Source organism: Streptomyces sp. NPDC002790 (assembly GCF_040295505.1).
In the GTDB taxonomy this organism is placed as follows: domain Bacteria; phylum Actinomycetota; class Actinomycetes; order Streptomycetales; family Streptomycetaceae; genus Streptomyces.
Genome location: NZ_JBEOVM010000028.1, coordinates 26710 through 53613 on the forward strand (window position 1 = coordinate 26710; position 26904 = coordinate 53613).

The window sequence follows — 26904 nt, forward strand, 5'->3', positions numbered from 1 at the left end:
TCGAGGAGACCCAGAACCGTGACCGACATCGTCGACGAGCTGAAGTGGCGTGGCCTGTGGGCCCAGTCCACTGACGAGGACGCACTGCGCAAGGCGCTCGCGGACGGTCCGGTCACGTTCTATTGCGGCTTCGACCCGACCGCGGCCTCCCTGCACGTCGGGCACCTGGTGCAGGTCCTCACCATGCGCCGGCTCCAGCAGGCGGGCCTGCGCCCGCTCGCCCTGGTCGGCGGGGCCACGGGCCAGATCGGCGACCCGCGCCCGACGGCGGAGCGCACGCTGAACGATCCGGAGACGATCGCGCTCTGGGTCTCCCGGCTGCGCTCGCAGATCGAGCCGTTCCTCGACTTCGAGGGTGAGAACGCGGCGACGATGGTGAACAACCTGGACTGGACCGCCGGGATGTCCGCGATCGAGTTCCTGCGCGACATCGGCAAGCACTTCCGGGTCAACAAGATGCTGACGAAGGACTCCGTGGCCCGCCGCCTGGAGTCCCAAGAGGGCATCAGCTACACGGAGTTCAGTTACCAGCTCCTCCAGGGCATGGACTTCCTGGAGCTGTACCGCCGCTACGGGTGCACGCTCCAGCAGGGCGGCTCCGACCAGTGGGGCAACCTCACGGCGGGGCTCGACCTGATCCACCGCCTGGAGCCGGACGCGGTGGCGCACTGCCTCGCGACGCCGCTGATGGTGAAGGCGGACGGCACCAAGTTCGGCAAGTCCGAGGGCGGTGCCATCTGGCTCGACCCGCAGATGACGACACCGTACGCGTTCTACCAGTTCTGGCTGAACACGGACGACCGGGACATCTCGAAGTACATGCGCATCCTGTCCTTCAAGTCCCCTGCGGAGCTGGAGGAGTTGGAGCGGCAGACGGAGGAGCGGCCGCAGGCCCGTGCCGCGCAGCGCGCGCTGGCCGAGGAGCTGACGACGCTGGTGCACGGCGCCGACCAGACGGCCGCCGTGATCTCCGCGTCGAAGGCGCTGTTCGGTCAGGGCGACGGAAACCTGGCGGACCTGGACGAGGCGACGCTCGCCGCGGCGCTCTCCGAGCTGCCGAAGGCCGAGGTCGCCGAGCTCGGCCCGGTCGTCGACCTGTTCGCCGAGGTCGGCCTCGTCGCCAGCAAGTCGGCCGCGCGCCGCACCGTGAAGGAGGGCGGCGCGTACGTGAACAACGTCAAGGTCGCCGCCGAGGACTTCGTGCCGGGCGCGGACGAGCTGCTGCACGGGCGGTGGCTGGTGCTGCGGCGCGGCAAGAAGAACCTGGCAGCCGTGGAGGTCAAGGGCGCGTAGGGCCCGTCGTTCGGTTCAGGCCCGAGCACGATGTGCGAGTGTCCCGCACCCTTTCCGGGGTGCGGGACACTCGCACATCGTCTAGGCCTTGCTCTTGTTTCCGCGCAGCGCCACCCACACCCGGTCGCCCACGCCGACCACGACCACCGCTCCGATCAGTTGCAGCAGGTGGCGGATCCAGTCGATGCCCTTGGTGTCGTTGACGCCCAGCCCCGTGGCCGCCCAGTTGCCCAGGACGCTGCCGATGATGCCGAAGACCACTGTCAGCCACAGCGGGATCTGCTGCTTGCCGGGCAGGATCGCCTTCGCGATCAGGCCAAGCACCAAGCCCACGATGATCGCCCACAACCAGCTCATGTCGTCGCCTCCTCGCGCGGTGCGGGACGCCGAACGGTCACCCCGCGCGATCAGTCTCACCGCGTACGCCATACGGCGCATGTCGGACGGCTCCGTACGTGGTATGTCGCAGGCAGCTCTCCCGGGGCGGGCCCGCCCCCGGTCTCGTAGGCGACGCATACCGGGCGTACCGTGGACGCAGTCCGGTCCGGGGAGAGTCCGGCGAGCTGGCGGGTGGTGGAGCGTGATGCGGAAGCGCAAGGACAACGGCGGAGCAGAGGTTTTCCGGATCACGGGAGCCCGGCAAGGGCTGGCCGACGATGTCCGCGGCCGACAGCGTCGCTACATCATCTCGATGTCCGTCCGCACCGTTTCCGTGATTCTCACCGCAGTGCTGTGGAACGTGGAACGGCACGTCGCCATCGTGACGCTGGTGCTCGGCGTACTCCTGCCCTACGTCGCCGTGGTCTTCGCCAACGCGGGCCGGGAGAACGCCCCCGGGCTTCCGTCGACCTTCGTGCCCGCGCCCTCGCGCCCCATGATCTCGCCGGTGCCGTCCGCCGATCCCACGGAATCCGCCCCGGAAGACCGGGCCTGAGCGCGGGTTCACGCCGGCGCACAATCGGTCGACAAAGCTCAAGAAAAGCTCAGATCAATCATGTTGTTCCGGTGCCGGGCGGCGGGTCCCGCGTGACATACTGCGTGAGCGCTCCGCATCCCCCGTCGGAGCGACGGACCGACGCCGGGCAGCTCCCCCCGTGGCTGCTCGGCGTCGCCATTTCCGGGGCGTTTAAGGTTGACGCGTGAACCTCGCGAACCTCTCCGGACCGTCACCCGAAACTCCCCAGTGCTCGGCCAAGGGCTGTCGCGCCGACGCGGTGTGGGTGCTCGCGTGGAACAACCCGAAGCTGCACACTCCGGAGCGCCGCAAGACGTGGCTGGCGTGCGACGAGCACCGCGAGCACCTGGCCAAGTTCCTTGGCGTACGCGGCTTCCTGAAGGATGTCGTGGCGCTGGCGGAGTGGGACGACCCCGAGGCCTCCGAGGGCTGAGGCCTCAGCCGCCGATCGCCGACATCGGGCGGTCCGGCTGCAGGAACGACGGGTCGTCGAGCCCCGAGCCCGCCTTCTTGCCCCACATGGCGCGCTTCCATATGGCGGCCAGCTCCTCGTCCGGCATGTCGGAGCGCAGGGCCGCCCGCAGATCCGTCTCCTCCGTGGCGAACAAGCAGGTGCGGACCTGGCCGTCCGCCGTGAGCCGCGTGCGGTCGCAGGCCGAGCAGAACGGGCGGGTCACCGAGGCGATGACGCCCACCCGGTGCGGCCCTCCGTCCACGATCCACCGCTCGGCAGGCGCGGAGCCCCGCTCGCCGGCCTCTTCCTCGGTGAGCTCGAAGCGCGTACGCAGCGAGGCGAGGATGTCGCCCGCGGTGATCATGCCCTCGCGCTTCCAGCCGTGCTGGGCGTCGAGCGGCATCTGCTCGATGAAGCGCAACTCGTAGTCGTGCTCGACCGCCCAGGCGAGGAGGTCGGGGGCCTCGTCCTCGTTCAGCCCCGGCATCAGGACCGAGTTGACCTTCACCGGCGTCAGGCCCGCGTCGCTCGCCGCTTCGAGGCCCTCGATGACGTCCTTGTGCCGGCTGCGGCGGGTGAGGGTCTTGAAGACATCGGGGCGGAGCGTGTCCAGTGAGACGTTGACCCGGTCGAGGCCCGCCTCCTTGAGCGCCTGCGCCGTGCGCTTCAACCCGATCCCGTTCGTCGTCAGGGACATCTTCGGGCGGTTCTCAAGGGCCGCGACCCGCTCGACGATGCCGACCAGACCGGGCCTGAGCAGGGGCTCGCCGCCGGTGAAACGGACGTCGGTGATGCCGAGGTCGGTGACCGCGATGCGGATGAGGCGGACGATCTCGTCGTCGTCGAGCAGATCGGGCTTGGCCAGCCACTGCAGGCCCTCTTCGGGCATGCAGTACGTACACCGCAGATTGCACCTGTCGGTCAGCGAGACCCGCAGGTCGGTTGCCACTCGGCCGAAAGTGTCGATGAGCACGTGGGCCCCCTCCCTCAGCGTGTTCTTGCGTACTGATCCCGAGCCTACGTGACGGCGCTGACAGCGGCAGGCCTGCGAACAGACGAGTGTGCCGTGCCCCGCCTCGTAGATCCCTACGAGGCGGGGCACGGCACACGGGGACGGAGCAGGTCAGTGGGCTCCGGTGCCCGTCAGGGAGCGGACCTCGAGCTCGGCGTACTTGCCCTTGTCGGCCTTCTCCTTGGCGACGTAGGTGCCGATGATGCCCAGCAGGAAGCCGACCGGGATCGAGATGATGCCCGGGTTCTCCAGCGGGAACCAGTGGAAGTCGACGCCCTTGAACATGGAGGTCTTCTCGTTGCCCGAGACGACGGGCGAGAAGAAGACGAGGAAGACCGCCGTGAACAGGCCGCCGTAGATCGACCAGAGCGCGCCGTTGGTGTTGAACCGCTTCCAGAAGAGGGAGTACAGGAGCGTCGGCAGGTTCGCGGAGGCCGCGACCGCGAAGGCCAGGGCGACGAGGCCCGCCACGTTCAGGTCGCGGGCGAGCGCGCCGAGGGCGATCGAGACGATGCCGATGAAGACGGTGGCCCAGCGGGCCGCCTTCATCTCCTGCTTCTCGGACGCCTGCCCCCTCTTGATGACGTTCGCGTAGATGTCGTGCGCGAACGAGGAGGACGAGGCGAGGGTCAGGCCCGCGACGACCGCGAGGATCGTGGCGAAGGCGACCGCGGAGATGGAGGCGAGCAGGATCGCGCCCCAGCTGGAGTCGACGCCGCCCAAATGGAGCGCCAGCAGGGGTGCCGCCGTATTGCCCGCCGGGTTGGAGGCGATGATCTCGTCCGGCTTGATGAGCGCGGCCGCGCCGAAGCCGAGCGCGATCGTCATCAGGTAGAAGGCGCCGATGATGCCGATGGCCCAGTTGACGGACTTACGGGCGGCCTTGGCGGTGGGCACCGTGTAGAAGCGGATCAGGATGTGCGGCAGGCCCGCCGTGCCGAGCACGAGCGCGATGCCGAGCGAGATGAAGTCGATCTTCGACGTCGAGGTGAGGCCGTACTTCAGTCCGGGCTCCAGGAACGCCGAACCCTTGCCGCTGTTCTCGGCCGCCGTGCCCAGCAGGTCCGAGATGTTGAAGTTGAACTTCAGCAGGACGAGGAAGGTCAGCAGGATCGTGCCCGCGATGAGGAGCACCGCCTTGACCATCTGCACCCAGGTGGTGCCCTTCATGCCGCCGATGGTGACGTACACGATCATCAGGACGCCGACGAGCGCGACGATGAGGATCTTGCCCGCGTCCGTGGTGATGCCGAGCAGCAGCGAGACGAGGACGCCCGCGCCCGCCATCTGCGCGAGCAGGTAGAAGATCGAGACGACGATCGTCGAGACACCGGCCGCCGTGCGCACAGGGCGCTGGCGCATCCGGTAGGCGAGGACGTCGCCCATCGTGTAGCGGCCGGAGTTGCGCAGCGGTTCGGCGACGAGGAGCAGGGCGACGAGCCAGGCGACCAGGAAGCCGATCGAGTAGAGGAAGCCGTCGTAGCCGAAGAGGGCGATGGCGCCGGCGATGCCGAGGAAGGACGCGGCGGACATGTAGTCGCCGGAGACCGCGAGACCGTTCTGGAAGGCGGTGAACTGGCGGCCGCCCGCGTAGAAGTCGGACGCGCTCTTGGTCTGGCGGCCCGCCCAGACGGTGATGACGAGGGTCGCGAGGACGAACACCGCGAACAGGCTGATGATCAGCGGCCGGTGCTCGCTCGCCTCGGCGGCCAGGGTCACCTGTTGTGACATGTGGGGGTTCACGCGCCGCCCTCCAGACGGGACTTGATGGCCTCGGCCTTCGGGTCGAGCTTGGTGGCGGCGTGCCGCGAGTACCACCAGGCGATGAGGAACGTGGTCAGGAACTGGGCGAGCCCGAGGACGAGGGCGACGTTGATGTTGCCGAACAACTTGGTGCCCATGAAGTCGCCCGCGTAGCTCGACAGCAGCACGTACACGAGGTACCACGCGATGAACGCGATGGTCAGCGGGAAGGCGAACGAGCGGTGCGCGCGGCGCAGTTCACCGAACTCCGCGCCTTCCTGCACCTCGATGAAATTCTCGGTGGAGGGCAGCGCGGGCCCGTCGTGCGGGCTGCCCTGCTGCGGTGGTGGTGCGTCGGTGGCCACGGACTCTCCTCATGATGGGGTGCTGCTGTATCTCACCTCGGCGTGATCTGGATCACGCGGGCCGGGTCGCGATGGTAGAGCGCCCCGCCCCCTTGCACAACGGCACGGGAGCACGAGCGTGGTGGTTCAACTCGCCTTGATTCTTTCGGGATTCATTGATGAACCGCGCTGGCCAGGGATACGTTCACACCGCACTACGCGTCATGTACCTGCCCAGGACGCACTCGTGTACCGGGCATTTCCATAAACGACGGATGATGTGGAGACCCCATGGCTCATCTGCCTGGCAGACGCCGGCTGGCCCTCGCCCTGCCGATCGGCATCGCGCTGACAGCCTCCTTCGGCTTCCTGCCGACGGCGGTCGCGGCACCCGACTCCCACGCGGTAACGGCCGGTTCGAGCAGCTCGGCCTCCTCACTCACGTACGTGGTGAACACGCGCGGCACCGATGCCCGCACGATCTCCTCAGTGGGCAAGGCGATATCCGCGGCGGACGGCTCCATAGTCGCGACGTACGCGAAGATCGGCGTCTTCGTCGTGCAGTCCTCGAACGCCGACTTCGGCAAGCGAATACGCGCGGCGAAGGGAGTGGCCACGGCGGGCGCGACCCGCACAGCGCCGCTCAGCCCGGCCGGCACCACCGAAGAGGGCGCCGTCCAGAAGCTGTCGAAGACGGACGCCAAGTCCGTTGCCGCGCAGGCCACTTCCGCGCAGGAGCCGCTCGAGGCCGACCAGTGGGACCTGCGGGCGATGGGCGCCGACAAGGCCGCGAAGATCAACCCGGGCAGTAAGAGGGTCACGGTCGGCGTCATCGACACCGGCGTGGACGACACCCACCCCGACCTCGCCCCGAACTTCTCCGCGTCGCAGTCCGCGAACTGTGTCGGCGGCAAGGCGGACACCTCGCCGGGCGCCTGGCGGCCCGCGAACCCGGACCACTACCACGGCACGCACGTCGCAGGTGAGATCGCCGCCGCACGCAACGGGATCGGCGTCGCCGGTGTCGCGCCCGGCGTCAAGGTCGCGGGCATCAAGGTGGCCGACCCGGTCAGCGAGCTGTTCTACCCGGAGAGCGTGGTCTGCGCCTTCGTGTTCGCCGCGGACCACGGCATCGAGGTCACCAACAACAGCTACTACGTGGACCCGTGGCAGTACAACTGCATGGACGATCCCGACCAGCGGGCCATCGTCGACGCGGTCAACCGGGCCCAGCTGTACGCCCAGAAGAAGGGCACCCTGAACCTGGCGTCCGCGGGCAACTCCAACCACGACCTCGACGCCGACGCGATCGTGGACGACACGAGCCCCGACGACTCGACGCCGGTGAACCGCACGATCGACCCGCACACCTGCTTCGACATCCCCACCCAGCTGCCGGGTGTCGTCACGGTGAGCGCGACGGGCGTGACCAAGGCCAAGTCGTACTACTCGACGTACGGCAACGGTGTCATCGACATCGCGGCCCCGGGCGGCGACAAGTACAAGAAGCCGGCCGACACCCCGTCGCAGGACGGCCGCATCCTGTCCACGCTGCCGGGCAACCAGTACGGCTGGCTGCAGGGAACGTCGATGGCATCGCCGCACGCCGCGGGCGTCGCCGCGCTCCTCAAGTCGACGCATCCGAAGGCCACTCCGGCGCAGCTGCAGTCCCTCATGAAGGCGCAGGCCGACAAGGAGGCGTGCCCGACCGCGTACGACGGGGACGGCGACGGCACGGTCGACGCGGTCTGCGAAGGCCCCGAGCGGCGCAACGGCTTCTACGGGTACGGGATCGTCGACGCGCTGAAGGCCGTCAAGTAGGCCGTCAAGTAGCCCGTTTAGTGGCCCACTCCGTACGAAACATGTGAGTCGAACAGGGGGCGGGTGGCGCACGCCACCCGCCCCCTGCGTGTGCCGACCGTGTGCCGGGCCAAGTGCTGCGCGATAGTGCGGACATGACACATGCGCCCCATGCACCGGTCGACACCCGGGCCGCGTGGGCGGCGCTCGGCGGCGACCCCGCCCTGCTCGCCCGCGTTTCGTACCGCACGCGCGCGGGTGCGCTGCCCGCCCGCCTCCCCGTCGTCGACCTGGCCAGGTCCTGTGTCGGCTGCTGCTCCCTCGCCGCTGCCGAACTGGCCGCCACGCGTGCGAGGCACCCCCTCGGCGCCATCCGGGTGCGCGTCGACGACGGCGCGGTGGCCACCGCGTTCACCAGCGAGCGGCATCTGCTGATCGACGGGCGCGCGCCGGTCAACTTCGCGCCGCTGTCGCGCTTCTGGCGCACGCGGGACGGCTGGCTGCGCACCCACGCGAACTATCCGCACCACCGGGCGCGACTGTGCGCGGCCCTCGGGGTCGGCGTGGACGCGACCGTGGACGAGGTGGCGCCGCTGCTCGCGGAGCGCTCCGCGCCGGAGGTCGAGGAGACGGTCCACGCGGCCGGTGGCCTGGCTGTCGCGCTGCGCACGCCCGAGGAGTGGGCGGCGCATCCGCAGGGCGCCCAGGTGGCGGCCCAGCCGCTCCTGACGCTCGACCGGGTGGACACGGCGCCGGTCCGGACGCTGTCGCGCGGGGTGCTCTCGCCCGCGGCCGGGATCCGGGTCCTCGACCTCACGCGCGTCATCGCGGGTCCTGTCGCCACCCGCACCCTGGCGCTGCTCGGCGCGGACGTGCTGCGGGTGGACGCGCCGCAGCTGCCGGAGGCGGCGGACGCGCACGCCGACACCGGTTTCGGCAAGCGTTCGGCCCGCCTCGACCTGACGGACGCGGCGGACCGGCGCACGTTCGACGAGTTGCTCGCGGGCGCGGACGTGGTGGTCACGGGGTACCGGCCCGGCGCGCTCGACCGGTTCGGGCTCGCTCCGGAGGCGCTCGCGGAGCGGCGGCCGGGGCTCGTGGTGGCGGCGCTGTCGGCCTGGGGCGGGTACGGGCCGTGGAACGGGCGGCGCGGCTTCGACAGCCTCGTCCAGGTGGCGTCGGGCATCGCGGCGGCCGAGGGCTCCGCCGCGCGCCCCGGAGCGCTGCCCGCGCAGGCGCTCGACCACGGTACGGGCTATCTGCTCGCGGCGGCGGTGCTGCGCGCGCTCACCGAGCAAACGGCGCGGGGCGGTTCGCGGGTGGTGCGGCTCGCGCTCGCGCAGACGGCTGCTTGGCTCGTCCAAGGAGCGCACCCGGGAGAGTACGGCGAGCGCGCGGAGCCGTACGAGGCGGGCGACCCTGCCGCCTGGCTGACCGAGGCGGACAGCCCGATCGGGCGCCTGCGGCACGCCCTGCCACCCTTGTCGTTCGACGGCGGCCCCGCGAACTGGGCGCGCCCTCCCGGCTGTTGGGGCAGCGACGATGCCGGGTGGCTGCCGGCGGGGTGAACCAAGGGGTCGCGAAATCGCGTCCTACGTAGTCGTGAACCGACACAGCGCAGCACCGGAGCCGGCCTCTGACGGTCCGGATTCGCATGCCCCACTTGTTGGTCTGCGCTTGCCGGAATCAGGGTCGCCTGGTGAAGATCCAGTGGTGAGTTCCATACCGCCGCCCACCGAGGCCCCCGTTTCCGTCGGGGCCGACGTCTCCCTGCGCAGACCCGGCGCGGGGCGCGCCGTCGCCGTGCTCGTACTCGTCGCCGTGGCCGCGCTGATCCCGCTGCTGGGGCCGCGCGCCGCCCTCGACGGCACCGGTGAGGCAGCGGCGCCCGGCGTCGGCGTGATCGCGCTCCTGCGTGCGGTCCTGTTCGCGGCGTTGTGCGTCCAGGCGGGCGAGGTGTTCGCGGGGTTCCTCGCCCGCAGGGTGGACCCGTCGCGGGAGCCGCCCCGCATCTGGTCGGCGTACGCGCCGTGGGCCGGGTTCGCGGCCGCGCTCGGGCTCGCCTCCGTGGTGGCGTCCGGGAACCTGATTCCGCACAGCGTCGCGGCCCTAGACATCGGTGGCCTGGGCGGGACACGTGACGGCACGCTCGCGCTGGTGGAGGTCAACGGCTTCCTGCTCGCGGGCCTGTGCGCCAGGCGGCGTCCCGCGACGGCGCTCCTCCCCCTGGCCGCCGTGGCCGTCGCAGAGGCGCTGCGGGCGCACCCTGCGGCCGAGGACGGCGCGCTGCTCGGGTCGGGTCTCACCCTGGTCCATCTGACCTGCGCCGCCCTGTGGGTGGGCGGGCTGCTGTACGTGCTGCGCACAACGCACGCCTGGCGCACGACCGCCCCCGAGGCGGGCACGGCACTTCTCGGCCTCTACGCGCGCGTGGCCGCGGCGCTGCTCGCGGCCATCACCGCGACGGGCGTGTGCAGCACCCTGCGCCGGATGCCGCCGAGCACGATCCTCGACCAGTTGGCGACGACGGCGTACGGGCGCGTGCTGCTCGCGAAGGTGCTCCTCGTCGCCGTCGTCGCAGGACTCGCCCTGGCGGCGCGGCTGCGGCTGCGCCGCGCCCCGGACCGCGGGAACGCCTACGCGCCCGCCCGCGCGGAGATCGTGATCCTGACGGTCGTGGTGGCGGTGTCGGCGGCGTTGACGGCGCTGCCGGTGCCGATCCGCTGGTGAGCGATCGCCTTATACAGAAGGCGAGTCGCTCACGGCAGCAGGCGGTGCCGGGCCGCCGCGGCCACCGCGCCCGCCCGGGTCCGCACACCGAGCTTGGCGTACACACGCCCCAGGTGGGTCTTGACCGTGGCCTCGCTGAGGAACAGGTCCCGGGCGATCTCCCGGTTGCCAAGACCCTGCGCAAGGCCGGCCAGGACATCGCGTTCGCGTTCGGTGAGCGCGGGCCCGGGGGCACGCAGCCTGGACACCACCCGGTCGGCGACCGCGCTCGACAGCGAGGTGCGTCCCACGGCGGCATCCCGGATCGCCGCGAACAGCCGGTCCGGCCGCTCGGCCTTGAGCAGATACCCGGTGGCTCCCGCGGCGACGGCGCGGGCGATGTCCGCGTCGGTGTCGAACATGGTGAGGACCAGCACACGCGGGGCCTCCCCGGCCTCGGACGCGGTCAGCCGCCGGGTGGCCTCCACGCCGTCCATGCCGGTGCCCAGTTGCAGGTCCATGAGGACCACGTCCGGGCGCAGCGCCTCGGCCATCGCGAGGGCGTCCTCGCCGCTGCCCGCCTCCCCGATCACCTCGATGCCCTCGGTACTGGACAGCAGGGCACGCAGCCCGGCGCACACGACGGCGTGGTCGTCGCAGAGCAGGACCCGTACGGTGGGGCTCACGCCGTCCCCCTGACGTTTCCGCCGCGGTCCGCGGGCAGCGGCACGGACATCGTCACCACCGTCCCCTCGCCCGGCACCGACTCCACGTCGAGTGTCCCGCCCGCCTGCCGCGCCCGGTTCCGCATGCCCGGGAGGCCGTGGCCCCGGGTCCCGGACAGGCCGCGGCGGGGCGGCCTGTCCGCGTCGAAGCCTCGTCCGTCGTCGGCGATGTCCACGGTGATCCGGTCCTCCAGGCAGGTCAGGGTGATGACGGCCCGACGCGCCCCGGCGTGCTCCCGTACGTTGGCCAGAGCCTGCTGGGTCACTCGCAGCAGCGCGGTCTCCGCCGGTCCCGGCAGCGGGCCGGGAGCACCGGGCTCGGCGTCGAGCCGGAACTCGACGACTGGCCGGGGCACTTCGGCCGGCCCCGGCATCCCGCCCGGTTCGGCCAGTTCGCGCAGTGCCTGGACGAGGGAACTGCCGGCGAGGTCGAGCGGGGTGAGGTCGCGGACGAACCGGCGGACCTCGGCGAGCGCGCGGTCGGCCGTGCCCGCGGCGTCCTGTACGTGGGCGTGCGCGGTGTCCGGTGCGGTGTGCCAGTGCCGTTCGGCGGCCTGGAGCAGCATCCGCTGGCTGGACAGGCTCTGGGCGAGGATGTCGTGGATCTCCGCCGACAGGCGTTGGCGCTCCGCCAGGACGCCCGCGTGCCGTTCGGTGGCGGCCAGTTCGCCGCGGGCGCGCACCAGGTCGTCGATGAGCACGCGCTGCCGGTCGGTCAGCCGCCGGGCGTCGACCAGGACGGCGGTGGCGATCGTGCCGAGGGCCACCGGGGCGAGCACCAGATTGGGGTTGAACCCGCCGGTGGCCACCCGCAGTTCGGTGGCGACCACCAGCACGACGAGGACGGCGGCCAGCGGCACCGCGATCCGGACCGGCAGCCGGTGCAGGCCGATGAAGAGCAGCGGCATGGTGCACCAGGTGGCGCTCGGTTCCAGGGCGAGCAGTACAAGCCAGACGGCGAGGACGGCGGCCAGCCAGAGCAGATGGCGGGCGGTGGGCCGCCCGCCGTGCTGGGGCGCGGGAGCCAGTGCCTGGCCGGCCACGTAGAGCGCCCCGAAGACGAGGAACAGGGCGAGCACCAAGACCATGCGCCCGGTGGTCGGGCCGCGGGTCAGCAGCCGGACGACCGCGCCCGCGAGCAGCAGGGCAAACGCGGCGTGCAGGGCGGTGGTCAGCCACCGCGGGCCGGCGTCCGGCCGCGTGTCCGCTCGTTCCACCGTTTCCCCATCGCCTCGCCCGTACCGTCCGACCACGTATATCCGCACGCGGCGTTGGGGACATCATCCGATCGGCTGACATCGGTACGGCCCGGCGGGACCCCCCGACGCAGCCGCACGTCCGAAGAGGCGGCGCGGGGCGGCCGTGAGACTTCCGGTACACGGCCCCTACGGAGATCGAGTACCACCATGCCGAAGAACCTCACCGCCAACCGCGCCGCCCTCTCCCACCGCGTCGGCTACGCGCTGCGCAACCCCGCCCGCGTCCCGCGCCATCTGCGCCGCGCGGCCCGCGACGCCTGGTTGCGTCACCGCTCGCCGGACCATGTCGCCTACTACAGGGCGGTCATGCGTTCCGACACGCGCCGCGATCCCGACGCGGCGGTGGGCGGCCGCAGCCGGGAGCGCTGGCTGGCGCTGGGGGCGATGCAGTTCGACTATCTGCGGCGCCACGGGCTGCGTCCGGAGCACCGGATGCTGGAGATCGGCTGCGGCAATCTGCGGGCCGGCTGGCGCTTCATCGACTACCTCGAACCAGGCCACTACTACGGCGTCGACATCTCCCCCGACATCCTCTTCGCCGCCCAGGACACCCTCCGGGACCAGGAGCTCCAGGACCGGCTGCCGACGCTGACCCCGGTGCGCGATCTGACGCTGGGGTTCCTCCCGGAGGGCGAGTTCGACGTGGTGCACGCGCACAGCGTGTTCTCGCACTCCCCGCTTCCGGTCATCGAGGAGTGCTTCGCGCACATGGGCCGGCTCCTCGCGCCCGGCGGCTGGTTCGACTTCACCTTCGACCGCACGGAGGGCGAGGAACACCACGTACTGCGGGAGGACTTCTACTACCGCACTGAGACGCTGGCCGCGCTGGCCGCCCAGCACGGCCTGGCGGCGCGCTTCATGGACGACTGGGAGGAGTTGAAGCACGGCCAGTCCAAGATCCGCGTCACGCGCGCGACGGACCGGCAGGCCCGGACCGATTCCTAGGGCCTTGTAGCCACCGGGCACGCCCTCCATGTCGCTCCCCGAGCACTCCCCGGGCGAGCAAATACTGCGCCGCTACGTAGGTGCCCATGACCCAGAAGTCGGGGCGCGGCAGGGCGGGCCAGTCGGCGACGCCCGTGGCGATGAGCGAGTCCGAGAGAAGGAACAGGGCGCCGCCGACGCCCGCCGCCGCACCGAGCCGTGAGGCCGCGAACGCCATGCAGGTCAGCAGCACGCTGTACGCGGCGACGGGCCCGCGCATGTCCGCCGGCAGATCGGGCCACAGCAAGGCCACGGTCACGACGAGCGCGACGCCGTACGCGGCCCCGAGCAGCGCACCACGTGCGCGTGCCGTCCCGTGCCGCTTGAACAGCACCAGGTAGCAGACGTGTCCGACGGCGAAGGCGCCCATTCCGGCGAGGAACACCGTGTCCTGGTCGAACAGCAGCAGCACGTCGCCGCACCACCCCAGCAGCAGGGCGGCGCACAGCAGCCGGGGGCCGCGGCACGCGATCACGTAGGCCACGAGCAGCGGCATGAGCAGGGGCTTGAGGACGACGTGCGCATCTTCCGCGCCGACGAGCAGCGCGCCGAGGTCGGCGGCGCACGCACCGAGGAACGCGGCGCGCCACATCGGTGCGGCAGGTCTCACGCAGCGCCCTCGGTGACCTTCTGCGGGGCGCTCGGGGCGCCGGTGGGCTTGGGCTGCCACCCCGGCCCCCGGAAGACCCTCCCGGCCCGCTCGCGCCAACCGGACGCCGCCCGCAGGTCCTTGGCGATGGCCGCGTACTCGTGCGTGGCGACGCGCAGCGGGTTGTACGTGCTGATGTTCTTGGTGAGCCCGAACTCGGGTCGCTCGACCTCCGCGACCCACGACCCGAAGAGGCGGTCCCAGAGGATGAGGATCCCGCCGAAGTTCCGGTCCAGGTAGCCGCCTTGGGAGGCGTGGTGGACGCGGTGGTGGGAGGGCGTGTTGAAGACGAACTCGAAGGGCCGCCACATCTTGTCGATGCGCTCGGTGTGGATCCAGAACTGGTACACGAGGTTGACCGAGGAGCAGAACGCGAGCGCCGCCGGGTGCACGCCCAGGGCAATGAGCGGCAGGTAGAACGGCCACACGGTCAGGCTCGTCCAGGGCTGCCGGAGCGCCGTGGTGAGGTTGAACCTGCGGCTGGAGTGGTGCACCACGTGGCACGCCCACAGGATGCGGATCACGTGGTGTCCGCGGTGCGACCAGTAGTAGAAGAAGTCCTGGCCGAGCAGCATCAGCGGGATCGTCCACCACAGGACGGGCACGCGCAGCGGTGTCAGTTCGTAGACCGCCGTGTAGATCGCGACGATCGGGATCTTCCACAGGAGGTCGAATACCAGGCTTCCGAGCCCCATGGTGACGCTGGTCGCCGCGTCCTTGGTCTCGTAGCCGGCGGCATCCTCGTCGGGATGGATACGCACGCTGACGATCTCGATCACCGTGAGCAGCACGAAGGCGGGAATCGACCACAGCACGGCGTCGGGCAGGTTCGGGGTCGGCATGTGTGCACCGTAAGCGCCGGACACGGACCCCGGCTAGAGGTAGTTACCGACAAGTAATACCCCCGGTAACGGGTCGGATTCCGGCGACACCCAACAAAGAACCCGCCGCAAACGCGCCCGCCATCGCGACCACGCCGTCGTTGCTGCCGAGCACGGCGGCGCGCAGCCAGTTGAGCCGCGGGCCGAGCGCGCCGCCGTGGGACTCGTCATGGGTGGATCGCGCTCCGGGTTCCGTCACGCGCTGAGCGTGCCACCAGGCGCGTCACCACACGCGTACCGACGCCCCTGGTGCGAACACCGGGCTCGTCGCGTCCGCGGGCGGCTCCTTGAGCGGTTCGTCGATCTCCGCGACCGTGGGGCCCACACGGGCCGCAATGGGGTCGAGGAGGCCGAGATCGAACCCGTAGACGCGGGCCGCGTTGCCGCCGACCATCGCGGCGATCTCGTCCTTCGGCAGCCCGGCGTAGGCGATGCGCAGGCCCTCGCGCGTGTACGGGTGCGTGCCCTCGTCGTGCGGGTAGTCGCTGCCCCACATGATCTTGTCGAGGCCGATCCGGTCCCGCAGGGGCACTTCGTGGGGACGCATGAAACTCGCGCCTACGTAGCAGTTCTCGCGCCACACAGTAGAAGGCCCCTTGCCCATCGAATCGGCAAGGCCCGCACCGAACTTGGACTCCGCGGTGTTCGCGCGCGTGGCGGCCTTCACCAGGCGCGCGTGGTAGTAGTCCAGCATGTCGAGCACTCCGGGGATCCACCCGGAACCCTGCTCCGTGAGGACCAGCCGAAGGTCCGGATGCTTACGGAACGCGCCGCCGAAGACGAGGTGCCACAGGGCACGGTGCGAGAACCACGTCGTCTCGACCATGAAGACCGCGCGGGCGGCCGGTTCCTCGCCGAGCGGCGGGGACGCCGAACCCGCGTGGTGGTTGACCGGGACGCCGAGCTCGGCGCAGGTCCGCCAGATCGGGTCGTACGTCGACGAGTAGAGCTCCGGCAGGCCCGAGCCGGGCGGCGTGCCGGGCAGCAACAGGCCGCCCTGGAGGCCCGCTTCGGCTGCCCAGCGGATCTCCTTGACGGCCTCGTCGACGTCGTTGAGGAGGATCTGGAAGACGCCCGCCCTGCGGCCGGGGGCCGCGGCGCAGAAGTCCGCCAGCCACCGGTTGTGGGCGCGCAGACCGGCCCAGCGCTGCTCGAACTCCTCGCGGGTGGGCGCGGGCGCCATGAGCGAGGCGGACGGGAAGAACGGCGGGATAGTGTTCGGGAAGACGACCTCGGCGACGATGCCGTCCCGCTCCAGCTCCTCGACGCGCCGCCCGGAGTTCCAGTTCCGGTCGGCGCTGTCGGCGAGCAGGTCCTCGTACGGGTTCACGTAGCCGGCGGCCCAGGCGTCGAACGTGTCGTGGTGCCGTGCCTCCAAGTACGGCTTGTAGTCGAGGAGATCGGCGCCCGCGTGGCAGTCCGCCGAGATGACGGTGTACCGGTCCTCAGAAGAAGCTGCGGCAGTCATGGGGTCACCCCGATGTTCGGGAAGTCGTGCTCGGTCAGCCAGTGCCTGCCCACCTCGCGCGAGCGCGCCCAGGAGGCCTCAACGGCGCTCTGGTCGGCGTCCTGGCCGAGGTCGGCCGGGGTCGGGCCGATGCGGGCCGCGAGCGGCACCAGCTGGGCGGTGTCGAAGCCGAAGACCTCGGCGGCGGACAGGCCGAGCATCCGCCGGGTCTCGGAGACCGGGATGTCGTGGAAGGTTTTGCGCAACCACGTGTGCGTGTCGGGCCAGGTCCCTTCGGGGTGCGGGAAGTCGCTGCCCCACAGGATGTTGTCGACGCCGATCTCGTAGCGCTGGGCGAGTTCGCGGCGCTTGGTGTTGGTGGCGCAGACGAAGACCTGCCGGTCGAGGTACTCCGCCGGAGAGCGCTTCAACTCGGCGAACGGGGACAGCTTCTTGCCGCCGTGCGCCCCCAGGTAGAGGCGGTCCATGAACCACAGCAGGTTCGGCAGCCACCAGCAGCCCGACTCGGCGACACCGAACTTCAGCCCCGGATGCCGCTCGAAGGCGCCCGACCAGAGAAGGAACCACAGGGGGCGCGCGGGCCACCACGTCACTTCGCTTACGTAGATGCCCAGATGGTCGCCGTACTCGTGCCGCGGCGCCGCCCCCGAGTGCGTCACCACGGGCATCTCGCACTCGGCCGCCGCCGCCCACACGGGGTCGTAGCGGCGCGCGTGGTACGGGTCCTGGTCGACCCACATAGAGGGGATCATCAGGGCGCCGAGCCCCGACTCCTTGGCCCGGTGGATCTCGGCGACGACCTTGTCCGGGTCCGCGGTGACCGGCAACAGGGCGACGCCGCAGTGCCGTTCGGGGTTCTGGCCGACGAACTCGGCGAGCCAGCGGTTGTGGGCCTGCGCGCCCGCCATGCCGAGTTCGGGGTCCTGGTCGCCGGAGAGGCCGAGTCCGACGCCGAAGGGCGCCGCCGTCTGGCTGTCCACGGCGTCCGCGTCGGGGAAGACGACCTCGGCGGCCACCCCGTCGCCGTCGAGTTCCTTGAGGCGCTGTGCGCTGTCCCAGCCGCCGCGCAGGCCCTCCTCGTTGTCCTCGAACCACTTGGCGGCGAACGCGTCGTTGCGGATCCCGAGCCGGGTCGCCTCCTCACGGCGCTTGTCCCGCTCGCCGAGGAAGCCGTCGAAGTCGCGATGGAAACGGCTGTCCAGGTAGGGCCGGTACTCCTCGGTGGGCAGCCCGGCGTGGCAGTCGGAGGAGATGATCAGATAGGGGTCCTGATTGTCCTGATTGCTCATCGTGCGTCCCTCCTTAAGGGAAGGTCACGGGAAGGTCACTCGGACTCAGTCGAGAATGAAGCTCTCCAGGTACGCCGGATTCGCCCGGTCGAGCATCGACCCCGACCGCGCCCGGATCTGCTTGTCGCTGTGCTCACTGGCCGGAAGCAGCCAGAACCGGTCCGCCGCGATGCCCTCCGCGACGAAGTCGGCGACCTCCTCCACGGGCGTGAACGCGACCTCGTTCCCGGCCTCCTTCATGGCGGCCTCCCACTGGTCGAGGCTGCGGTACGGCGTCTTACGTGGACGCTCCTTCGCGAACCGGTCCGGCCGGTTGCGGTGCGACTCCCACAGGCCTGTACGCAACATGTGAGGTCCTGGGAACAGCACGGACGCGCCCACGCGCGCGTGCTCCGCCTTCAGGTGCGCGTACAGCGACTCGGTCATGGTCACGACGGCCGCCTTCGTCACCGCGTACACGGACGCCGTCGGCAGCGGCGCGATGCCGCCGTCCCCAGAGGACGTGTTGACGATGTGGCCGGGCTCACCGCCCTCGATCATGCGCGGCACGAAGGCCTGGATGCCGTGGAAGACACCCCACACGTTGACGTTGAACGCCCACTTCCAGTCGTTCGGTTCGTGCTGCCACATGCGGCCCTCGGCACCCGAGCCGACGCCCGCGTTGTTGCACAGCACATGGCAGGCGCCGAACGTCGCGTACGTGTCCGCGGCCAGGTCCATGACCTGCTCGCGCTCGCCGACGTCGACCACGCGTGCGTGCACGCTCGCACCGGTGCGCCGCAGTTCCTCGGCGGCGCTCTCCAGCGCGCCCTTCTCCACGTCGGCGAGGACCACCTTCAGGCCGTCCGCCGCGAACCGCCGCGCCATGGCGAGCCCGATCCCGCTCGCCGCACCCGTGACGACGGCGACCTGTCCCTCACGCAACTCCATGTCAGGCGCTCCCCTCGGGCGGGCCGTCGTGGATCTGCTGCGGGTCGTCGTAGCGCTGATGGATGTACGGCAGCAGGGCCTCGGCGCTGACCCGCTCGACGACCTTGCCCTTCTGGTCGGTGGTCTTCTCGCCGATGGTGATCTCCACGAGGGACCGCACCGGAAGGTCGGCGACCGGGTCGAACATGGACTCCCGCAGGACGATGTCCCCGGTGATCCGCTCCAGCTTCCTGACCTTCTCGTTGCGCAGGCAGTGCACCAGGACCGGCTCCGCGTCGAAACCCGAACCGTCCACCCCTGGAAGGAACTTGAAGTAGAAGTCCGTCTTCTGCGAAGGCTCGGGGAGCGGCAGGTCACCGCTGACGGCGCCGCGCACCTCCACGAAGGCGATGCCGTGCCGCGCGAGCGCCGCCGTCACGACGAGCCCCTCGCGCTCCACCGTGACCTCGCCGAGCTTCTTCGGTTCGCCGAAGACCTCGCGCCCGCCGATCAGCGCCCGCTCGTGCGTCATCGGCATGACGAGCGGATACCAGCCCTGCACTCCCCCGTGCTCGGCGGCGACGGCCACCGAGCCCGCGCCCAGCGGATAGCCCGGCAGATCGACCTTGCTGATGTTGGCCCGCACCAGGGGCCGCCCCGTGGGCTTCAGCGGCGGCGGCAGCACCGCGGCCACCGCGTCCGGATCGGATTCCCACACAGCCACCACACCGGTGGACCAGATGTCGGGAAGCTTGCTGCTCGCCGAGCGCGAAGCGGCGATCTCCGCCTCACTGCGCGCTCCGTACCGTACGCGTGCCATGTCGTACCACCCTTCGTACGAGCCGTGATGGGGGGTCGTTCGGTCGTTCGCGAGGCGCCTGTAACACAGTTACACCGGAGGCGATGAAGGGTAAAGACATACGCGCGAGACAGCGACGGGGAGGCGGAAAGTGGCCGCACGCGCACCGCTCACCCGCGAGGAGGTCATCGTCGTCGCCGCCGGTCTCGTCAAGCAGCACGGCCCGCAGGCGCTGACCATGCGAAAGCTCGCGGCCGAACTCGGCACGGCCGTCACGTCGATCTACTGGCACGTCGGCAACCGCGAGTCCCTGCTCGACGCCCTCGTGGAGCGCACCGTCGCCGACCTCGGCGGCTTCCGGCCACGCGGGGCCACCCCACAGGACCGCGTGCTCTCCGTCGCCCGCACGCTGCGCCACCGGCTGCGCGCCCACCCGCATCTGATCGCGATGGTCCACGAACGCGGCCTCACCGAGCGGATGTTCCTGCCCGCACAGCAGGCCCTCGTGCACGAGGTGCACGCCGCGGGACTGCGCGGGACGCACGCCGCGGACGCCGTACGGGCGGTCGTCTTCCAGGTCGTCGGCCACGTCCTCGTCGAGCGGAACCGGGAGCGGGCCCCGGCCCAGCACCCGCGCGAGGAGGAACTCTGGGGCGCGGGCACCGCGGAGGAGGACCGGGTGCTGGCCCGCGCGCTCGCCGCGCCCGCCGACCCGGAGCGGATCTTCACCACGTCCGTACGTGCCCTGGTGAAGTCGCTCCTGGACCCGCCCACTTGAGCCGCCCGGTGATCCGTGACACGGCTTGTGGGGAAGGCGGCGACCGGAGTGTCAGTCCCGGCCCGTATCCTCTGGGACCATGCTCGAAGACCATCCGACCGCAGCGTCCGCAGCCTCCTGGCCGGCCGCGTATCCAAAGGGATACGCGGTCGTCGACGTGGAGACCACCGGCCTGTCCCGGGACGACCGGATCATCTCCGCCGCCGTCTACCGCCTGGACGCGCGGGGCGATGTCGAGGACCACTGGTACACGCTGGTCAACCCGGAGCGCGACCCCGGGCCCGTGTGGATCCACGGCCTGACGACGGACGTGCTCACGGCCGCGCCGCTGTTCCCGGACATCGCCGAGGAGTTCGCCGCCCGCCTCGACAACCGCGTCCTGGTCGCGCACAACGCGGTCTTCGACTGGTCGATGATCGCCCGTGAGTACGCGCGCGCACAGCGCACCGCCCCGGTCCGCCAGCGCCTGTGCACCATCGCGCTCTCCAAGGAGCTGGGCCTGCCGCTGCCCAACCACAAGCTGGAGTCCCTCGCGGCGCACTTCGGCGTCATACAGGAGCACGCGCACAACGCGCTGGACGACGCGCGCGTGCTCGCGGAGGCGTTCCGCCCGAGCCTGCGCACGGCCGCGGCGGGGAACGTGCGGCTGCCGCTGCTCGAATGCCGCCCGCTCACCGAGTGGTCGGAGGCGTCGGTGCCGCGTCAGCCCGGGTCCTCCTCCTACGCGAGAGGCGGCGGGGGCACCTGGCGCGCCTCGCGCAAGCGCCCCGCCTGCCCGTACCCGAACCCGGGGCGCTACGAGCCGGGCCGGCAGCTCAAGCAGGGCATGCGGGTGGCGTTCTCCGGGGACACCTCGGTCGACCGTGAACTCCTGGAGGACCGGGCGGCCGAAGCGGGCCTCCATGTCGCGACGAGCCTGTCCCGGCTCACCAGCCTCCTCGTGACCAATGACCCGGACTCGTACACCTCGAAGGTCGTGAAGGCGAAGCAGTTCGGGACGCCGGTCATGGACGAGGCGGCGTTCGGACAGCTGTTGCAGGACGTCACACCGGCGGACGGCGCGTAGGGACTGTCGTTTGGGTCAGGCCGGATCAGGGAGCGGGGGCTGGTGCGTGCGATCGCAAGGCGGAGGAGGGAGGCGACGCGAATGGGGCCTCCCCTGCTCGAGCGAAGCCGAGAGCTTGGGGAAGTCGTCGACCGACGACAACGCAGCGAGCGTGCGTGCCAGACCCCGCGAGCCCGGCCTGACCCAAACGACAGTCCCTAGGCCACCGGCCCCTGGCAGACGGGTGAACGCGGGGCGACTCGCCCCGCGACCGCTCGCCCGGCGCGGCCTCGGACGCCCACCCTGTGGCGCATGGCACGTTGCGAAGTCTGCGGAAACGACTACGGCATGTCCTTCGAGGTGCACGCGCAAGGCGCGGTGCACGTCTTCGACTGCTTCAGCTGCGCCATCCACCGCATGGCGCCGATCTGCGAGCACTGCCGGTGCCGCATCATCGGGCAGGGCGTCGAGGTCGACGGGCACTGGTTCTGCGGGGCGCACTGCTCCCGCGCGGAAGGGAAGGTGGGCATCGTCGACAACGCCTGAGCCCTCCGGAACACGCCCGCCCCAATCGGGCGCACCCCACTGAAAGCACCCCATGCCCGCCGCTGTACGGTCGTGGGGTGTACCGCTTCCTGTTGACCCGGCAGTGGGTGATCCTCACCCTGGTCGCCCTCGTTCTCATCCCCACGATGATCCGGCTGGGCATCTGGCAGATGGACCGCTACCACGAGCGCGACGCCAGGAACCAGCTGGTCACCGACGCGCTCAACGCGAAGCCCGTCCCCGTGGAGGACCTGGCGTCCGTCGACCACACCGTCACCAGCAATGAGCGGTACCGCTCGGTGACCGCGACGGGCCGCTACGACACCGCGGACGAGCTCGTGGTGCGGCGCCGCGTCAACACGAACGAAGAGGTCGGCTATCACATCCTGACCCCGTTCATCCTGAAGGACGGCAAGGTCCTGCTGGTCAACCGCGGCTGGATCCCGGCGAACGGGGCGCAGACCTCCTTCCCGAGGGTCCCCGCCCCGCCGCGCGGCGAGACCACCGTCACCGGCCGTCTGATGCCCAATGAGACGACCGAGGCCAGCGGCATCAAGGACATCAAGGACCTGCCCGACCGACAGGTCATGCTGATCAACAGCAAGCAGGAGGCCGAGCGCCTCGGGAAGACGGTGCTCGGCGGCTACGTCGCCCAGACCGCGCCCGACCCGAAGGGGTCCACCCCCGAACTGGTCGGAGCCCCCGGCAAAGAGGACTCCGCACTGAACTACGCGTACGCGATCCAATGGTGGCTGTTCGCCGCCGCGGTGCCCGTGGGCTGGGTGGTGCTGGTGCGTCGCGAGCTGCGGGAGCGTCGCCGTAAGGAAGAGGCGTCCACGGCCGAGGCCGAGACGCCTGCCGCCGTCGGCTGAAACGGACCGGCACACAGAGCGCGGCACGCAGGGCACGGCATACAGGACGCGACAGAAATTCACATGCAGCACCCCGCCTCTCACGGGGAACCCATGTCGTGTGCGCCCACATATCGAGGATTACGCCCTCATCGGTGACCACCAGACCGCCGCGCTCGTCGGCAGGGACGGGTCGATCGACTGGCTGTGCCTGCCCCGCTTCGACTCCCCCGCCTGTTTCGCCGCGCTGCTCGGCGGCGAGGAGAACGGTCACTGGCGGCTCGCCCCCAAAGCACCCGAAGGGGCCGAAGTTGCCGAACACCGCACCACGCGCGCGTACCGCCCCGGCTCCCTCGTGCTCGACACCGAGTGGGAGACGCCGGACGGCAGCGTCCGCGTCACCGACTTCATGCCGCAGCGCGACGAGGCCCCGGACGTCGTCCGCATCGTCGAGGGCCTCAGCGGACGCGTCACGATGCGCGGCACGCTGCGCCTGCGCTTCGACTACGGCTCCGTCGTGCCGTGGATGCGCCGCTCCGACGGGCACCGGGTCGCCGTCGCGGGACCGGACTCGGCGTGGCTGCGCAGCGAACCGGACGTCCACACGTGGGGCGAGGACTTCGGTACCCACTCGGAGTTCACGGTCGAGGCCGGCGAGACCGTCGCCTTCGTCCTGACGTGGCATCCCTCGCACGAGAAGCGCCCACCCCAGATCGACCCGCACGAGTCGCTGCGGCACAGCCTGGAGGACTGGCGTGCGTGGGCGGACCGCTGCCGCTACCAAGGGCCGCACCGGGAGGCCGTGCTCCGCTCCCTCCTCACGCTGAAGGCCCTCATCTTCGCGCCGACCGGCGGCATCGTCGCCGCCCCCACCTCCTCGCTCCCCGAGGAGATCGGCGGCGTACGGAACTGGGACTACCGGTACTGCTGGCTGCGCGATTCGACGCTGACGCTCGGCGCGCTGCTCTCCGCCGGCTATCTCGACGAGGCCGAGGCCTGGCGCGACTGGCTACTGCGGGCCGCCGCGGGCGACCCGGCCGACCTGCAGATCATGTACGGCCTCGCGGGCGAGCGGCGCCTTCCCGAGCAGGAGCTCGGCTGGCTGAGCGGCTACCGCGACTCCCGCCCCGTACGCGCGGGCAACGACGCCGCCCATCAGCTCCAGCTGGACGTGTACGGCGAGGTCGTCGACTCCCTCGCGCTCGCCCGCCGCGAGGGCCTGCAGGCCCAACCGCACGCCTGGCGGCTGCAGTTGGCGCTGCTCGACTTCCTGGAGGAGGCGTGGCGCGAGCCCGACGAAGGGCTGTGGGAGGTGCGCGGGCCGCGCCGGCACTTCGTGCACTCGAAGGTGATGGTGTGGGTCGCCGCCGACCGCACCGTGCGCGCCATGGAGGACGACCCGGAGCTGCCCGGCGACATCGACCGGCTGCGCAAGCTGCGCGACGCCGTCCACCGGGACGTGTGCGAGCGCGGCTACGACGCGGAGCGCGGCACGTTCACCCAGTACTACGGCTCGTCCGCACTCGACGCGTCGCTCCTGCTCCTGCCCCGCGTCGGCTTTCTGCCGCCGGACGACCCGCGCGTGGTCGGCACGGTCGACGCGGTCCGCGACGAGCTGTCGTACCAGGGCCTGCTGCGCCGCTACAGCACCGACGAGACCGTCGTGGACGGGCTGCCCGGCCAGGAGGGCGCGTTCCTGGTCTGCTCGTTCTGGCTCGCGGACGCGCTGCACATGACGGGGCGCACGAAGGAGGCGCGCGAGCTGTTCGAACGACTCATGGCGCTGCGCAACGATGTGGGGCTGCTCGCCGAGGAGTACGACCCCGTGGCGGGCCGCCTGCTCGGCAACTTCCCGCAGGCGTTCAGTCACATCGGCCTCGTGGGCACGGCGCTGACCCTGTTCGGCACGCCGTCCGAGGGAGAGGGAGGATAGGAGCATGGATCTTGGACTGAAGAACCGTGTGTACGTAGTCACCGGCGCGACGCGGGGCCTCGGCAACGCGGCCGCGCGCGAGCTGGTCGCCGACGGCGCGAAGGTCGTCATCAGCGGGCGCGACGAGCAGACGGCCAAGGAGGCGGCGGCCGCGCTCGGACCGAACGCGTACGGCGTCGCCGCCGACAACTCCGACCCGGACGTCGCGGAGCAGCTGATCCGGGCGGCCCGCGAGCAGTTCGGCTCCTTCGACGGGATCCTGGTGAGCGTCGGCGGGCCCGCGCCCGGCTTCGTCGCCGACAACACGGACGAGCAGTGGACCGCCGCGTTCGAGTCCGTGTTCCTCGGGGCGGTGCGGCTAGCCCGGGCGGCCGCGGCGCAACTGCACGAGGGCGGCGTCATCGGGTTCGTGCTCTCCGGCTCCGTGCACGAGCCGATCCCCGGACTGACGATCTCGAACGGGCTGCGGCCCGGGCTCGCCGGTTTCGCCAAGTCCCTCGCGGACGAGCTGGGGCCGCGCGGCATTCGTGTCGTGGGGCTGCTGCCCGCCCGCATCGACACGGACCGGGTGCGCGAGCTGGACGGGATGGCGGCGGATCCGGAGGCGGCCCGGACGGCGCAGGAGTCCCGGATCCCGCTGCGGCGGTACGGGACTCCGGAGGAGTTCGGGCGGACGGCGGCGTTCTTCCTGTCACCCGCCGCGTCCTACCTCACCGGTGTGATGCTGCCGGTGGACGGGGGTTTCCGGCACGGGTTCTGACGGCTGGCCGTAGGGATCGCCCTTCGGGCTCGTGTGCCTCTCGTCCCAGAGCGGGCTTGAAATGGATCCCGCCCTTTGCCGCCGAATGCACGGGGCTTCGGCCCGTCCTCAATCGTCGCGCGGGCTGAATATGCTCAACTCACCCGCTCCGCACGGTGCTTGACCGCCCGCAGCCGGACCTCCGTCGGGAGTTCCGTCAGGCCCGCCGAGTCCCTCGCCTGCCTCAGGGAGTCCTCGCTCAGCAGGCGCAGCGCCTCGCCGGGAACCGCGTGCGGCTCCAGGGTGAGGGTCGCGCGGGCCTGCGGAGTGGAGCGGCGGCCGGTCAGCCGCACGCCGGCCCGGTCGACCCCGTCCAGGGACTCCGCGCCGCTCGCGAGGACGTTCTCCAGGGCCCGGCCCCGCAGCAGCGCCCCCTCGCCGTCACCGCTGTCGACCAGCACCTCGGCGAGCCTGCGGCGCCGTAGCTGCGCCATCAGCCACCACAGGGCGAGCAGCACGACGACGCCGAGCACGGCGATCACCGTCGGCCAGAACCAGCCCTCGTCGTGCCAGCGCGCCCGGTCGGCATCGCTGACCAGCACGTCGTCCCGGCCGTCGTGGATCCACCACGACGGCGGCTGCACGCCGAGCCCGACGGCGAGCACCGAGCCGCCGCCGAGTGCGAGAACGAGCCCCAGCAGGCCGAGCACGATCCGGTTGACGGTCCTGAGCACGCCGCTCATCCCTTCTTCCCCGGCCGTGCGACACGCACGGCGAGGCCCGGCGCCTTGCCGAGCCCCAGCTCCTTGATCCCGTCGCCGAGCGTGGCGTCCAAGTCGGCCCGTACGTCGTCGAGTTCACGGAAGTGCGAGAGCGCCCGCACGTCCACCTTGGAGCGCTTCATACGTACGCGTACGGACTGCACGCCCGACACCTCCATGGCCCGGTCGCGCAGCACCATCGCGGCGGCGTCCCGGTGCAGCACCGCGCGGACCTCGGGGTGCGTGCGGCGCATCGGCAGCAGGGAGCGCAGTCCGGGCGTCACCGCGAGCACGATCAGCCACAGGCCGAGCGCGGCCGCGACACCCGCGCCGATGAGGACGGCGGTGTCGTCGAGGGGCCGCGTGGAGAGCTCGTCCGCGAGCGTCTGCCGCCACCCCATCGCGTCGCGCCCCGCCCGCACCGCGGCCACGTCGTAGAGCAGCAGCCCGACGGCGGCCAGGAGCACCAGCGCCACGAGCGCCGCCGGGACGCGCCGACCCGACCAGAAACGGCTCGCCTTCGGCTCGCTCTCCAGCGTGGGGTGCGGTTCGTACGAGGCGGCGGACGCCGACTGGTCGAGCTCGCTGCTTCCGTCCCGCTCGACCACCGGAATCGGCCGGGTGGGTTCGCTCATCGGATCCTCCCCCGGTCCGTTCCACGCGTGTGCGCCGAGTGCAGCCGCTCGACCTGGACGGCCACCTCGGGCACTTCCATTCCCGCCAACTCCCTTACCCGCTGCGAGACTTGACGACGCACGGCACCGCACTGCCGACCGATGTCCGTCGGATACTCCAGCTCAATGCTGATCCGGACCCGCGCGCTGCCCTGCCGCACGGTGACCGTGGCGCCCGGCGCCGCCCCGTCCTCGGGGATCCGCATCAGTGCCTCTCGTGCCGCGTGCGCGGCGATCTTCGCGACGACCCGGTCGGCGATCCGGGTCGCGCCGCGCTCGGTCGGCGCGACCTGAGCCGACATCG

28 protein-coding genes and 1 pseudogene are annotated in these 26904 nt (G+C 71.1%); 13 read left to right on the forward strand and 16 right to left on the reverse strand.

What is annotated here, in order from left to right:
* Nucleotides 1-18: 18 nt before the first annotated feature.
* Nucleotides 19-1293: a tyrosine--tRNA ligase gene (gene tyrS, locus ABT004_RS15730; RefSeq protein ID WP_351336439.1), complete on the forward strand. Its 1275-nt coding sequence runs from the start codon at nt 19-21 to the stop codon at nt 1291-1293.
* An 81-nt stretch (nt 1294-1374) separates the two neighbouring features.
* Here tyrS and ABT004_RS15735 read toward each other — a convergent pair whose 3' ends face one another.
* Complete coding sequence (locus tag ABT004_RS15735) at nt 1375-1650, reverse strand: GlsB/YeaQ/YmgE family stress response membrane protein (RefSeq protein WP_351336442.1); 276 nt, start codon at nt 1648-1650, stop codon at nt 1375-1377.
* Nucleotides 1651-1876: 226 nt separating this feature from the next.
* Between ABT004_RS15735 and ABT004_RS15740 the strand changes: the two genes are divergently transcribed.
* Nucleotides 1877-2227 carry a DUF3099 domain-containing protein gene (locus tag ABT004_RS15740; protein WP_351336445.1) on the forward strand — a complete coding sequence of 117 codons (351 nt, stop codon included), beginning with the start codon at nt 1877-1879 and terminating at the stop codon, nt 2225-2227.
* Nucleotides 2228-2432: 205 nt separating this feature from the next.
* Nucleotides 2433-2681, forward strand: coding sequence for a hypothetical protein (locus tag ABT004_RS15745; protein ID WP_351336448.1), 249 nt, complete (start codon nt 2433-2435; stop codon nt 2679-2681).
* Between the two features lie 4 nt (nt 2682-2685).
* On the opposite strand, the gene moaA is transcribed toward ABT004_RS15745, so the two are convergent.
* The 3 genes from moaA to ABT004_RS15760 all read right to left on the reverse strand — a co-directional run bounded on the left by moaA (nt 2686) and on the right by ABT004_RS15760 (nt 5822).
* On the reverse strand, nt 2686-3675 hold the full coding sequence (gene moaA, locus ABT004_RS15750) for a GTP 3',8-cyclase MoaA (protein ID WP_351336450.1): 990 nt from the start codon (nt 3673-3675) through the stop codon (nt 2686-2688).
* Nucleotides 3676-3825: 150 nt separating this feature from the next.
* Nucleotides 3826-5445 carry a monocarboxylic acid transporter gene (locus ABT004_RS15755; RefSeq protein ID WP_351336548.1) on the reverse strand — a complete coding sequence of 540 codons (1620 nt, stop codon included), beginning with the start codon at nt 5443-5445 and terminating at the stop codon, nt 3826-3828.
* Between the two features lie 8 nt (nt 5446-5453).
* Nucleotides 5454-5822: a DUF485 domain-containing protein gene (locus tag ABT004_RS15760; RefSeq protein ID WP_351336453.1), complete on the reverse strand. Its 369-nt coding sequence runs from the start codon at nt 5820-5822 to the stop codon at nt 5454-5456.
* A gap of 270 nt (nt 5823-6092) precedes the next feature.
* Between ABT004_RS15760 and ABT004_RS15765 the strand changes: the two genes are divergently transcribed.
* The 3 genes from ABT004_RS15765 (at nt 6093) to ABT004_RS15775 (ending at nt 10331) form a co-directional block, all read left to right on the forward strand.
* The gene (locus ABT004_RS15765; RefSeq protein WP_351336456.1) at nt 6093-7622 is read left to right on the forward strand and encodes a S8 family serine peptidase; all 1530 of its coding nucleotides are present in this window, start codon (nt 6093-6095) and stop codon (nt 7620-7622) included.
* Nucleotides 7623-7756: 134 nt separating this feature from the next.
* Nucleotides 7757-9169: a CoA transferase gene (locus tag ABT004_RS15770; RefSeq protein ID WP_351336458.1), complete on the forward strand. Its 1413-nt coding sequence runs from the start codon at nt 7757-7759 to the stop codon at nt 9167-9169.
* A 145-nt stretch (nt 9170-9314) separates the two neighbouring features.
* Nucleotides 9315-10331 carry a CopD family protein gene (locus tag ABT004_RS15775; protein WP_451189429.1) on the forward strand — a complete coding sequence of 339 codons (1017 nt, stop codon included), beginning with the start codon at nt 9315-9317 and terminating at the stop codon, nt 10329-10331.
* A 29-nt stretch (nt 10332-10360) separates the two neighbouring features.
* Here the strand turns inward: ABT004_RS15775 and ABT004_RS15780 are convergent, their stop codons facing one another.
* Both ABT004_RS15780 and ABT004_RS15785 read right to left on the reverse strand, forming a co-directional pair.
* Complete coding sequence (locus tag ABT004_RS15780; protein WP_351336461.1) at nt 10361-10996, reverse strand: response regulator; 636 nt, start codon at nt 10994-10996, stop codon at nt 10361-10363.
* Entirely contained in the window at nt 10993-12252 is a 1260-nt protein-coding gene (locus tag ABT004_RS15785) for a sensor histidine kinase (protein ID WP_351336464.1), read from the reverse strand. The genes ABT004_RS15780 and ABT004_RS15785 overlap by 4 nt, the downstream gene beginning before the upstream one ends.
* 189 nt (nt 12253-12441) lie before the next feature.
* Between ABT004_RS15785 and ABT004_RS15790 the strand changes: the two genes are divergently transcribed.
* On the forward strand, nt 12442-13239 hold the full coding sequence (locus ABT004_RS15790) for a class I SAM-dependent methyltransferase (RefSeq protein WP_351336466.1): 798 nt from the start codon (nt 12442-12444) through the stop codon (nt 13237-13239).
* On the opposite strand, the gene ABT004_RS15795 is transcribed toward ABT004_RS15790, so the two are convergent.
* The 7 genes and pseudogenes from ABT004_RS15795 to ABT004_RS15825 form a co-directional block, all read right to left on the reverse strand.
* Nucleotides 13199-13870, reverse strand: coding sequence for a lysoplasmalogenase (locus tag ABT004_RS15795; RefSeq protein ID WP_351336553.1), 672 nt, complete (start codon nt 13868-13870; stop codon nt 13199-13201). The genes ABT004_RS15790 and ABT004_RS15795 overlap by 41 nt on opposite strands.
* A 14-nt stretch (nt 13871-13884) precedes the next feature.
* Nucleotides 13885-14769, reverse strand: a complete 885-nt coding sequence (locus ABT004_RS15800; protein ID WP_351336468.1) for a sterol desaturase family protein — start codon at nt 14767-14769, stop codon at nt 13885-13887.
* 79 nt (nt 14770-14848) lie between these two features.
* Nucleotides 14849-15007, reverse strand: a pseudogene (locus tag ABT004_RS15805) (VIT1/CCC1 transporter family protein); the annotation flags it as partial.
* A gap of 24 nt (nt 15008-15031) precedes the next feature.
* Nucleotides 15032-16276, reverse strand: a complete 1245-nt coding sequence (locus ABT004_RS15810) for an amidohydrolase family protein (RefSeq protein ID WP_351336471.1) — start codon at nt 16274-16276, stop codon at nt 15032-15034.
* Entirely contained in the window at nt 16273-17565 is a 1293-nt protein-coding gene (locus tag ABT004_RS15815; RefSeq protein ID WP_351336474.1) for an amidohydrolase family protein, read from the reverse strand. Before ABT004_RS15815 ends, ABT004_RS15810 begins: the two co-directional genes overlap by 4 nt.
* Before the next feature lie 45 nt (nt 17566-17610).
* Complete coding sequence (locus ABT004_RS15820; RefSeq protein ID WP_351336476.1) at nt 17611-18495, reverse strand: SDR family NAD(P)-dependent oxidoreductase; 885 nt, start codon at nt 18493-18495, stop codon at nt 17611-17613.
* A gap of 1 nt (nt 18496) precedes the next feature.
* A complete protein-coding gene (locus ABT004_RS15825) occupies nt 18497-19294 on the reverse strand; it encodes an acetoacetate decarboxylase family protein (protein WP_351336479.1) in 798 nt (265 codons plus the stop codon).
* A 130-nt stretch (nt 19295-19424) separates the two neighbouring features.
* Here ABT004_RS15825 and ABT004_RS15830 point away from each other — a divergent pair, with 130 nt between their 5' ends.
* The 6 genes from ABT004_RS15830 to ABT004_RS15855 all read left to right on the forward strand — a co-directional run bounded on the left by ABT004_RS15830 (nt 19425) and on the right by ABT004_RS15855 (nt 25186).
* A complete protein-coding gene (locus ABT004_RS15830; protein ID WP_351336481.1) occupies nt 19425-20051 on the forward strand; it encodes a TetR/AcrR family transcriptional regulator in 627 nt (208 codons plus the stop codon).
* A 79-nt stretch (nt 20052-20130) separates the two neighbouring features.
* Nucleotides 20131-21117 (forward strand): DEDDh family exonuclease, encoded by a 987-nt coding sequence (locus ABT004_RS15835; RefSeq protein ID WP_351336484.1) that lies wholly within the window; start codon nt 20131-20133, stop codon nt 21115-21117.
* Between the two features lie 291 nt (nt 21118-21408).
* Complete coding sequence (locus tag ABT004_RS15840; protein WP_351336486.1) at nt 21409-21642, forward strand: metallothionein; 234 nt, start codon at nt 21409-21411, stop codon at nt 21640-21642.
* A 77-nt stretch (nt 21643-21719) separates the two neighbouring features.
* Complete coding sequence (locus ABT004_RS15845; RefSeq protein ID WP_351336489.1) at nt 21720-22514, forward strand: SURF1 family cytochrome oxidase biogenesis protein; 795 nt, start codon at nt 21720-21722, stop codon at nt 22512-22514.
* Nucleotides 22515-22614: 100 nt separating this feature from the next.
* The gene (locus ABT004_RS15850) at nt 22615-24426 is read left to right on the forward strand and encodes a glycoside hydrolase family 15 protein (RefSeq protein ID WP_351336491.1); all 1812 of its coding nucleotides are present in this window, start codon (nt 22615-22617) and stop codon (nt 24424-24426) included.
* Between the two features lie 4 nt (nt 24427-24430).
* Nucleotides 24431-25186, forward strand: a complete 756-nt coding sequence (locus tag ABT004_RS15855) for an SDR family oxidoreductase (protein WP_351336494.1) — start codon at nt 24431-24433, stop codon at nt 25184-25186.
* Nucleotides 25187-25320: 134 nt separating this feature from the next.
* Here ABT004_RS15855 and amaP read toward each other — a convergent pair whose 3' ends face one another.
* The 3 genes from amaP to ABT004_RS15870 are packed head-to-tail and all read right to left on the reverse strand — an operon-like array spanning nt 25321 to nt 26902.
* Nucleotides 25321-25908 (reverse strand): alkaline shock response membrane anchor protein AmaP, encoded by a 588-nt coding sequence (gene amaP / locus ABT004_RS15860; protein WP_351336497.1) that lies wholly within the window; start codon nt 25906-25908, stop codon nt 25321-25323.
* The gene (locus ABT004_RS15865; RefSeq protein ID WP_351336499.1) at nt 25905-26561 is read right to left on the reverse strand and encodes a DUF6286 domain-containing protein; all 657 of its coding nucleotides are present in this window, start codon (nt 26559-26561) and stop codon (nt 25905-25907) included. The genes amaP and ABT004_RS15865 overlap by 4 nt, the downstream gene beginning before the upstream one ends.
* Nucleotides 26558-26902, reverse strand: coding sequence for an Asp23/Gls24 family envelope stress response protein (locus ABT004_RS15870; RefSeq protein WP_351336502.1), 345 nt, complete (start codon nt 26900-26902; stop codon nt 26558-26560). Before ABT004_RS15870 ends, ABT004_RS15865 begins: the two co-directional genes overlap by 4 nt.
* Between the last annotated feature and the right edge of the window lie 2 nt (nt 26903-26904).